The sequence below is a fragment of the Paracoccus sp. J56 genome, from assembly GCF_019633685.1.
Lineage (GTDB): Bacteria > Pseudomonadota > Alphaproteobacteria > Rhodobacterales > Rhodobacteraceae > Paracoccus > Paracoccus kondratievae.
Genome location: NZ_JAFL01000011.1, coordinates 130,878 through 140,163, shown reverse-complemented (window position 1 = coordinate 140,163; position 9,286 = coordinate 130,878). Strand labels below are relative to the sequence as shown.

The 9,286-nt window shown below is 62.3% G+C and carries 8 protein-coding genes and 3 pseudogenes; 6 read left to right on the top strand and 5 right to left on the bottom strand.

What is annotated here, in order from left to right:
* Together M511_RS10380 and M511_RS19660 are read left to right on the top strand one after the other, a co-directional pair.
* Positions 1 to 180, top strand: a pseudogene (locus M511_RS10380) (IS701 family transposase); the annotation flags it as partial.
* Between the two features lie 158 nt (positions 181 to 338).
* Positions 339 to 527: pseudogene (locus M511_RS19660) on the top strand (IS110 family transposase); the annotation flags it as partial.
* A 436-nt stretch (positions 528 to 963) separates the two neighbouring features.
* Here M511_RS19660 and M511_RS10370 read toward each other — a convergent pair.
* From M511_RS10370 to M511_RS19195, 3 genes and pseudogenes are all read right to left on the bottom strand, one after another.
* On the bottom strand, positions 964 to 1,329 hold the full coding sequence (locus M511_RS10370) for a hypothetical protein (RefSeq protein ID WP_138918305.1): 366 nt from the start codon (positions 1,327 to 1,329) through the stop codon (positions 964 to 966).
* A pseudogene (locus tag M511_RS19590) lies at positions 1,283 to 2,421 on the bottom strand (phage portal protein). The gene M511_RS10370 and the pseudogene M511_RS19590 overlap by 47 nt, the downstream one beginning before the upstream one ends.
* A gap of 426 nt (positions 2,422 to 2,847) precedes the next feature.
* Positions 2,848 to 2,997 (bottom strand): hypothetical protein, encoded by a 150-nt coding sequence (locus tag M511_RS19195; RefSeq protein ID WP_240547594.1) that lies wholly within the window; start codon positions 2,995 to 2,997, stop codon positions 2,848 to 2,850.
* Positions 2,998 to 3,443: 446 nt separating this feature from the next.
* On the opposite strand from M511_RS19195, the gene M511_RS10355 reads away from it, so the two are divergent.
* Positions 3,444 to 4,715, top strand: a complete 1,272-nt coding sequence (locus M511_RS10355; protein ID WP_085502139.1) for a glutamate-5-semialdehyde dehydrogenase — start codon at positions 3,444 to 3,446, stop codon at positions 4,713 to 4,715.
* Between the two features lie 77 nt (positions 4,716 to 4,792).
* On the opposite strand, the gene M511_RS10350 is transcribed toward M511_RS10355, so the two are convergent.
* Complete coding sequence (locus tag M511_RS10350) at positions 4,793 to 5,449, bottom strand: histidine phosphotransferase family protein (protein ID WP_085502138.1); 657 nt, start codon at positions 5,447 to 5,449, stop codon at positions 4,793 to 4,795.
* Between the two features lie 40 nt (positions 5,450 to 5,489).
* On the opposite strand from M511_RS10350, the gene M511_RS10345 reads away from it, so the two are divergent.
* From M511_RS10345 to M511_RS10335, 3 genes are all read left to right on the top strand, one after another.
* A complete protein-coding gene (locus M511_RS10345; protein WP_010394536.1) occupies positions 5,490 to 5,675 on the top strand; it encodes a DUF3553 domain-containing protein in 186 nt (61 codons plus the stop codon).
* A gap of 141 nt (positions 5,676 to 5,816) precedes the next feature.
* Entirely contained in the window at positions 5,817 to 6,596 is a 780-nt protein-coding gene (locus tag M511_RS10340) for an L-ornithine N(alpha)-acyltransferase (protein ID WP_010394538.1), read from the top strand.
* On the top strand, positions 6,593 to 7,426 hold the full coding sequence (locus M511_RS10335) for a lyso-ornithine lipid O-acyltransferase (protein ID WP_010394541.1): 834 nt from the start codon (positions 6,593 to 6,595) through the stop codon (positions 7,424 to 7,426). Before M511_RS10340 ends, M511_RS10335 begins: the two co-directional genes overlap by 4 nt.
* 23 nt (positions 7,427 to 7,449) lie before the next feature.
* Here the strand turns inward: M511_RS10335 and M511_RS10330 are convergent, their stop codons facing one another.
* Positions 7,450 to 9,228 (bottom strand): SLC13 family permease, encoded by a 1,779-nt coding sequence (locus M511_RS10330; RefSeq protein WP_010394544.1) that lies wholly within the window; start codon positions 9,226 to 9,228, stop codon positions 7,450 to 7,452.
* Between the last annotated feature and the right edge of the window lie 58 nt (positions 9,229 to 9,286).

Sequence of the window (9,286 nt, the reverse complement as noted above, 5' to 3'; positions counted from 1 at the left end):
AGTTTCGAGACCGCGAAGAACGAGCTTGGCCTCGATCACAACGAGACGCGCTCGTGGCACGGCTGGCACCGCCATGTTTCCCTGGTCATGCTGGCCTTCGCCATGACGGCCGTCATCCGCCATCATGCCAATGTCGCACCACCCCCAAAAACGATGCGCGGGCCCCATCGCTACCCCTGATCCGATGGTCTGTCCAGGAAATCCGCCGCATCGCCAATCGCATGGCACAGCGTCAAATCCAGCCCGCGCAGATCATCGCATGGTCATTGTGGCGAAGGGCGCATCAGGCCGCAGCAAGACAGGCTCATATCAAACTGAAAACGCAACTGTAATGCTAGGGCCAGAAGATCGCCAGACGTTCCTGCCAACGCAAAGCGGTGGTGGCGGTGGCACGCAAGCTGGCGGTAATCATGCATGCCATGTGGAGCGACGGGACCTTCTATGTCGGCGATACGACGGAGGCTGAAACCGACGCGGCCAAGCGCGCGCAGATCAATGCGCGCAAGCATCTGGGAGCGCACGCATGAACCGATCATCGGCAATTGAAACGCAGCGCGTCCGCAAGGTGACGGACGCCATTTGAACACACCAGCTCCGCTCCGGCGGATGAAGACCGATGCAGACCATCAACGACGGAACGCACGATATTCAACGACGGAACGCACGATATTCAACGACGGAACGCACGATATCTTGCCTGCGGCCGCACCGGACATCAACCGACCGGACCGCGCCCGAGTGCCTGTGACAATGCTCCGTCAGTCCGATGGAAAAATGCGCTGCGACGGTTCGGGCGCTGCCGAGATGCAGCCGGAACACCCCGTCGCAAAGCGCGGACGAGTGCAAGGCGCATCGGAACTCGAAGACTGGAGGAAGCAGCGTGATACCTGCAAGAAAAGCGTATAGCTTCGTAACCCGAAGGAAAAACGACGATGGATGCAAAGTCTCGCCAAACACGACCGATTAAGAGGGCAAGATAAAGGAAACCGGCACCGTGCGGCGGCGGTTTCTGGGCAGGCCCTTGTCTGCACACTGTTTTGGGGCGGCGCTGGCGGCACCTTGGTTTTGGACGCCGCGCGTCGCGTCATGGCGCAACGCCTTGGCTTTACAGGGTTTCGGCCGGCACCATGGCCCGAAACCGGGCGGTTTTCGGCATTTCCGGCCGGCGGCGTGTCTTTGAGCGCCGATGATGAATTTCGCTTCCGACCGAAGCCCGGCCGCATCCGATCCGACACGCCGAAGGCCGGCAAGACCAGAAGTTTTTTCACGCAGGTCAAGATGATTACCCGCCAGCATCAGGCGGCCTCTCGTCGCGGTCATCGTCGTCATCGTCGCCCCGCTCCAGATCGGCGGCGACCACGAAGGGCGGCAAGGCCACGCGCTCCGCCAAGGGACCGGGCCTGAAACGGGGAAGCGGCGCGGCCTTCGTCCGTGCCCGCACCTTGTCGGGCGGATGGAAACACAGCGCTCGGGGAATCCGCCGCGTCGTCATCAAGACCCGCAGCCACGGCGCAAGCGTGTAGCTCAGGAACTCGCGGCCCTTCTGTTCCGAGTTGCTCCATGTCGCACGTTCCAGATCGCCCAGCATCGGGCTGGGGATGTTGAAGGCGCGGGCGATCTCCTGAATCTGGAACTTGCGGTTTTCCAGAAACTGCGCGTCGGTCGAGTTAAAGGTGAACGGGGTGAAATCCATCCCGTCGAAAAGGATCGCCGTGCGGCCCTGATCCTCGTCCTCATGCGCCGTGCGCCACGCATCCCGCGCCGCCTTCACCGCTTCCTGCCCATACCTTTCGGGATCTTCAGCGCCCCCGAGGGACGGGCACCGCGCGTGAACAGTTTGCCCGCGTGACGATCCAGAGCAACCGCAATCCCGATGGCCTCTCGCGCCAGCGACAGCGGGCAGCGGTCAAGCGGCGGCAGAAGGTGGATCACATCGCGGGCCGGGATCGGGCGATTGTTGAGCCGATAGCGGCGTTCGCCGGTCTCAAGGTCGAGGTCGAATTGCAGGAAGCTCGGGCGATAGCGGATGATCTCCCGCACCTCGCCATTGACCCGGTTGACCCATGCCAGCCCGCCAGCATCGCTCATCGGGGCATCGCGGACGATCTGGCGGATCAGCTCAAAGCCGGTCATCCAGTCGTTTGCCTCATCGCGCAGCAGCGCCAGCACCGGATGCTCAGGCACATCGATTTCGGTCTGGCCCTCGATCCGCTTCACCGTCACGTCGAGCGAGGCAACGGCTTCCGAAATCAGCTGGATCGCATTGGCAACCGCAGGGACGCGCAGCGCAGCCGAGGTGCTGACGACGATCCCGGTCGTGGTCGCCTCCGCGCCGAATATCTCAACCAGCGCCGCGTCAGGCGATGCCAGCGATTTCCTATCGGGCGCGAAGGTCTTGCGCAGGGTGGTCCAGATGCTCATGGACCAGTTTATGCGACCGGCAACGGCGGTGACGGAAGCTGGCAAAACCATGCAAAGTGCAGAAATGTGTCGCAAACTTATGCATCAGCGACCACGCCGCCATGCCAGCAACTGGCCCCTTTCAGCAAACCACCGGCCCATGGGCCTGCGCACGGGCATGCCACTGTCCGGATCTGCGGCCCAACGGCGGGCAGTATCGACTGAAACGTCCAGGCATGCTGCGATGGCTCGCATACCCCATAACGGCCGGTTCAGCTTCAAAACTGAATCTATGCGCTACCGATCCAGTGGTGGTTGATCGTTTTTTGCCTATTTCGCCAGCATGTTTTTCTGCCTTCCCGTCATCTGCCCTCTCCATCTCATTGACCTGAAATGAGAAAGCCTACTTCCAGCAAATGTAGCGCCCGGGCCCTCCGCCGGTCCCCGCTAAAGGCCCAAAGCCCCGACCACCCCCCGGACAAGAACCGGCACCCGCCAGTCACCCGCGCAACGTTCCGCCTCAAGGATCGCTTGGATATAGCTGGCACCGTCCCAAAGCACCGTCTGGCCGCCATCATCCTCAATCAGCAGGACCATGAACCGAGCCGGACAGGCAGTAGGCGCTCCGAGTGGGATCAGCGCATCACGGCAAGCGCGCAGCCCGCTTGCCGACAGGCCAACAAACTCGATCCGGTCAGGGCCGCAAAGCGCAGCATGTGTCATACTCTCACACCCCGCACCCCGCAACTGCGCCACGGTCAGCCAACGCCAGCAGAACCAGCTTGGCCGATGGCTTCAAACCTCGCTGCTGGAACGCCCGGTTCATCGCTACATGGCTCATGCCAGGCACCGGATTTCTGGTTTACAGTAAAGCGCATCGTTCCCGCTATGCTCTCGTTCTGTCCCCCGCTCCTGAAAGACGCTTTCTTCGCAGGGTCAATGCGCTTAGCGTTTTCGCGCATATCCCTGCACTTTTCCTTTCTCTCTGGTTTTTCGGCCCGGCGACGCCTATTTCATGCGTCATGCAAGGAAAGACCGCTGCGATGAAAGACCTGACCAACTCCGAAGCCGATGCTCTGATCGCGGATATGGGCCGCAAAGCGCGCGAAGCCGCCTCGGTGCTGGCCGAAGCCACGGCCGAGCGTAAGCACGCCGCCCTGATCAGTGCCGCCGATGCAATCCTGAAGGCCGGGGATGCGATCCTCGACGCCAATATTCTGGACATGCACCACGCCGGGGAAAAAGGTCTGTCGCCAGCCATGCTGGACCGGCTGAAGCTTGATCCCGACCGCATCCGCGCCATGGCCGATGGCCTGCGCTCAGTCGCGGAACAGTCCGACCCGGTCGGACGGGTTCTTGCAGAATGGGACCGGCCGAACGGGCTGCATATCCAGCGCGTGGCGACCCCTTTGGGTGTCATCGGCGTGATCTATGAAAGCCGGCCGAACGTCACCGCGGATGCGGCGGCGCTGGCGCTAAAGGCTGGCAATGCCGTGATCCTGCGCGGCGGATCCGAAAGCCTGAACAGCGCGACTGCGATCCATCAGGCGCTGGTTGCCGGCCTGCGCCAGGCCGGTCTGCCCGAGACAGCGGTCCAGATGGTGCCGACCCGCGACCGCGAAGCGGTGGCCGCAATGCTGCGGGCGCAAGAGTTCATCGACGTAATCGTGCCGCGCGGCGGCAAGGGACTGGTCGGACTGGTCCAGCGCGAGGCCCGCGTGCCGGTTTTCGCCCATCTCGAAGGTATCTGCCATGTTTATGCCGACCGCGACGCCGATCTTGAAAAAGCTCGCCGCGTGGTTCTGAACGCCAAAACCCGGCGCACCGGCATTTGCGGCGCAGCTGAATGCCTGCTGATCGACTGGCAGTTCTACACCAAACACGGCACAGTCCTGGTCCAGGATCTGCTGGACGCCGGGGTCGAGGTGCGGGCCGAAGGTGAACTGGCAAAGATCCCGGGTACGATCCCCGCCGAGCCTTCGGATTTCGGGCAAGAATTCCTCGACAAGATCATCGCCGTCAGACTGGTCGATGGTGTGGAAGAGGCGATCGCCCATATCCGTCGCTTTGGCTCGGGCCATACCGAGTCGGTCCTGACCGAAAATGACGCGACCGCCGAACGCTTCTTCAAAGGGCTCGACAGCGCCATTCTGATGCGCAACGCCTCGACCCAGTTCGCCGACGGCGGCGAATTCGGTATGGGTGCTGAAATCGGCATCGCCACCGGCAAGATGCATGCGCGCGGGCCTGTGGGGGCAGAACAGCTGACCAGCTTTAAATATCTGGTCATCGGTGACGGCACCGTCCGCACCTAAAGAAAACACAAGGGATGCGCTGACTTATGGCGCATCCCTCAGGTATTTTCCAGCATAAGCCCGTACGGCTCAGCCGGTCAGAACGAGATCTCACCCCCGATATCGTCCAACTCCCACTTGAGGGGACGGGCGGCGGCGCGCGCGCAGGCCGAGAGCAGCATGAAATGCACCTCTGACGCGGCTGGTTCGGGTCGTTCCCGGCCGGTTGTCAGGTCAAGCCACGACCACAGCGCCGGGTCCTGACGCACGCGGCTGGCCTCGGCCATCAGTCGCCAGCCCTGCGCGCCCCGGCAGACAAGCACACTGCCGCCCCAGGGCAAGGCAGTCTCAAAGCACATCAGCCCCAGCAGGATCATACGCGCCTCCATCCGGGGCAGGTCGCCCTCGGCCTCAAGGCGGATGCGCAACCGGCCACCTTTTTCGTCCGCGGCCAGCAGTGACGCCAGTTCGGGCACGCCCACGCGCTGGTTCGGCTTGGCATGACCAAAGGCCATGCGGAACCAATGCAGCCTCGCCCGTGCGGCATCGACGCTATCGGCGATAAGTTGCATCTCTGCGCTGGCCCCGATGCCCGGATAAGCGCCCGAAAGCTGCAACAACTCCAGCCCGTTCCCGATCGCGCCAAAGGGCGAGACGATGTCATGGCACATCCGGGCAGCGACCAGCGTCGCCAGATATTCGGGTGATAGCGCCTCGGATGGGTCGGGCACGTGGCGGATTGTCAGATCATCCATGGGGAATTAGCCTGCATCATGGTTGTAAAAAGGGCGCGAGATGAACGAAATCCTTGAGCCGGGCATGATCGTACGCCACCCGGGGGCGCCCGAATGGGGGACCGGACAAGTCCAGTCGCGGATCGGAGATCGCATCACCATCAATTTTGCTAATGCCGGCAAACAGGTAGTCAACGGCAAACATATCCATCTTGAACTCGTCACCACTGACCCATTCGACCAATAAGGCTAGACTAATTCAACTTTAGCGCGAGTCAATCGCCACAACCGGTTATCCTGTGATTAGCCGCGCTAAGCGGTTGCAATGTCTCGTGCTCCCGCCTAGACACGGGCCCTGATACAAAAGGCGGGGTTCCAAGCCGTAACCATGACGCCAGAAACGTCTTATTTCTCAACCCGTCTCGCCACGGACGAAGCTGATCTGCTGGCAGCGCAGCGCCTGCGCTATCGCGTCTTTGTCGAAGAGCTGGGCGGAGACGGTGCTCTGGTCGATCATCAGGGCCGATTCGAACGTGACGAGTTCGACCCCGTCGTCGATCATCTGGTGCTGGTCGATGCTCGCCGTTCGCGCGATGATCTGGACCATGTGGTCGGAGCATATCGCCTGCTGTCGGGCGAGCGGGCAGAAAGCTTTGGCCGCTTTTACTGTGATAGTGAATACGACCTGGCACCGCTGCGTACCTCGGGCCGGTCGCTGCTGGAACTGGGCCGCTCATGCGTTGATCCCGCATATCGCGGCGGATCTGGCATGTTCCTGATCTGGAACGCGCTGGCCGAATACGTGCTGGCGCGCGAGATCGAGATCCTGTTCGGCGTTGCCTCATTCCACGGCACCGATATCGGGGCGCTGGCCCAGTCGCTGAGCTGGCTGTATCATCACCATCTGGCGCCTGAAACGATCCGCCCCCATGCCCGTGCCGATGGCTATCATGCCATGGACCTGATCCCGGCCGACCAGCTTGACCGCCGCACCGCGATGAAGGCGATGCCGGCGTTGATCAAGGCTTATCTGCGGCTTGGCGGCATGGTCGGCGAAGGCGCATGGCTTGATCACGCCTTTAATACAACTGATGTCTTTCTGATGGTGGACACCAAGGCCATGTCGGAAAAGCACCGTAAATTCTACGAGACCCGCCCACGGCCATGAGCGAGGGCAACCGTGCCACATGGCGGGACACGGTGCCGCCGCCTGCCCTGCCGCGCCCCGGCGCCATGGGTTGGCTGCGCGTTGCATTGCGCGGCGGCGGGATCATCCTTGTCCTATTGATCGGTGTCCTGCTGATCGTACCCCTGCGAACAGCCGAGCGGCTGTTCACCGGCCCGCGCCGCCCCCTGACCGGGCCATGGGTTCAGGGCGTCTGCCGCATCTGCCTGTGGATCCTGGGACTGAAATGGCGCTGCATCGGCCAGCCCTTGCGCGGCCCGGGCGCGGTGGTGGCCAACCACTCAAGCTGGCTTGATATCTTTGTCCTGAACGCGGCCATGCCCGTGTTCTTTGTCTCAAAGGCCGAGGTCGCGGGCTGGCCGGGCATCAATATCCTGACCCGGGTCACGAATACGCATTTCGTCACCCGCGACCCCAAGCTGGCACGCGAACAGGCCGAGGAATTTGCCGCCCGCACCCGCGCCGGCCACCGCCTGCTGTTTTTCCCCGAAGGGACCAGCAGCGACGGGCAGCGTGTGCTGCCCTTTAAGCCGACGCTGTTTCAGGGCTTTCTGGACCCTTCGCTACCCGAGGATCTGGCGATCCAGCCGATGAGCGCGACCTATCACGCGCCGCAAGGCCGCGATCCGCGCTTTTATGGGTGGTGGGGCGACATGGATCTGGGGCCGCATCTGCTGGCGGTGCTGGCGCAGTCTCCGCAAGGCTCGGTCACCGTACGGCTGCACGATCCGATCCCGGTCGGGGGTGAGACCCGCAAGACATTGGCCGCCAAGGCCGGGACTGCCGTCCGCGAGGGTTTCTCGCAGGGCTGATCCCGGCCTGGCAGGTGGCAAACTTACAGCGGCCAGAACAGTGGGATGGTCAGGCAGGCGACAATGCCGCAGATGATGTCCAGAGGCACGCCGACCTTGACGAAATCGCTGAAGCGATAGCCGCCGGGGCCATAGACCATCAGATGGGTCTGATAGCCGATGGGCGTGGCAAAAGCAACGGTGGCCGAGAACATGACCGCCACCACATAGGCACGTGGATCATGGCCAAGCGACTTTGCCAGGGCAATCGCCACCGGGGTCAAAAGCACGGCGACCGCATTGTTCGACAGCACCTCGGTCATCACAAGCCCAAGGAAATAGACCGCGATAAGCGTCGCAAAGGGCGGCAGGCCCTGCAACAGGGGCGAAATAACCTCGACCACCAGGTTGACAGTGCCGGTATGCTCCATCGCCGCTCCGACCGCCAGCATGGCAAAGATCATCGCCATCAGCCGCGCATCGACAAAAGAGAACGCCTCTTCGGCATCGACGCAGCGGGTGATCAGGATCAGCGCCGCGGCGACAAAGGCCAGCGCCATGATCGGTGCCGTATCCACCGCCGCCAGCGTCACGACCGCAAGCAGGCACAGAATGGCAATCGGAGCCTTTGAGCGCCGGAACGGCCGCGCCGAGGGGCGCGAGACGTCGACCAGCTCCATATCTGCGGCGAGGCGGGCGATATCTTCGGGCGCCCCCTCCAGCAGCAGCGTATCGCCAACCTGCACCACCAGATCATCAAGCTGGCGACCGATGTTCTGGCTGCGGCGATGCGCAGCAAGCACATAGACGCCATAGCGACGGCGCAAACGCATGTCGCCCAGACGCCGCCCGACCAGCCGCGCACCGGGCGAGATCAGCACCTCGACCGTTTCAGTCGCAACCGAGCTGAGCTTATCGACCATCTGGAAGTTCTTGTTGGCCTGCATCTCAAGCAGTTCAGCCATTTCCGAACGCAGCACGACGCGGTCGCCCGGCTCAAGCACCACCTCTTCCAGATTGCGGCGCAGCGAGGCATCGCCCCGCAGCACGTCGATCACCCGCACCGAATCACGCTTGAAGATCGGCGCGGTCAGGACCGGCTGGCCGACAAGGCTGGAATCCTCGGGGACGGCGACTTCGGTGAAATATTTCATCTCACGCCTGGTACCCAGAAATCCGGCAAGCGAGGTACGCTCGGGCAAAATTTTCCAGCCGATCAGCACGAAATAGGCAATCCCGGCAAGGGTGATGGCGATGCCGACCGGTGCGATCTCGAAGATGGTAAAGGGGGTCATCCCCGCTTCGCGCGCAACACCATCGACCAGCAGGTTGGTCGAGGTCCCGATCAGCGTGATCATCCCGCCCAGAATGGTGAAATAGCTGAGCGGCATCAGGAATTTCGACGGCGAGGTGCCAAGCTGCACCGCCAGCTGGATAAAGATCGGGATCATCACCGCCACGACGGGTGTGTTGTTCATGATCGCAGAGGCGACAATGACGAAGCCAAACAGCCCGCACAGGGTCAGCCGGGGATGCTTGTCAGCCCGCGCCGTGACCAGCCGCGACATGATCTCAAGCGCACCGGTCCTGAGAAGCCCCCCCATGATCAGGAACATGAAGGCGATCGTCCAGGGCGCCGAGTTCGACAGCACCGAAGCTGCGTCCTTGACCGGCAACAGACCCAAAATCATCAGCACCGCCGCAGTGCCGATGGCAATGACCTCTGGCGGGCGGCGTTCGCGGATAAACTCGATAAACATGACCGTCACGATAATCAGCATCGTGACAGCCGCAGTGGAGCCGGTCAGTTCAAAACCCAACATGCCAACCTGTTTCCATAGCGCCGCGAAATCACGGCCCTTTCGATGGGAGATAGAATTA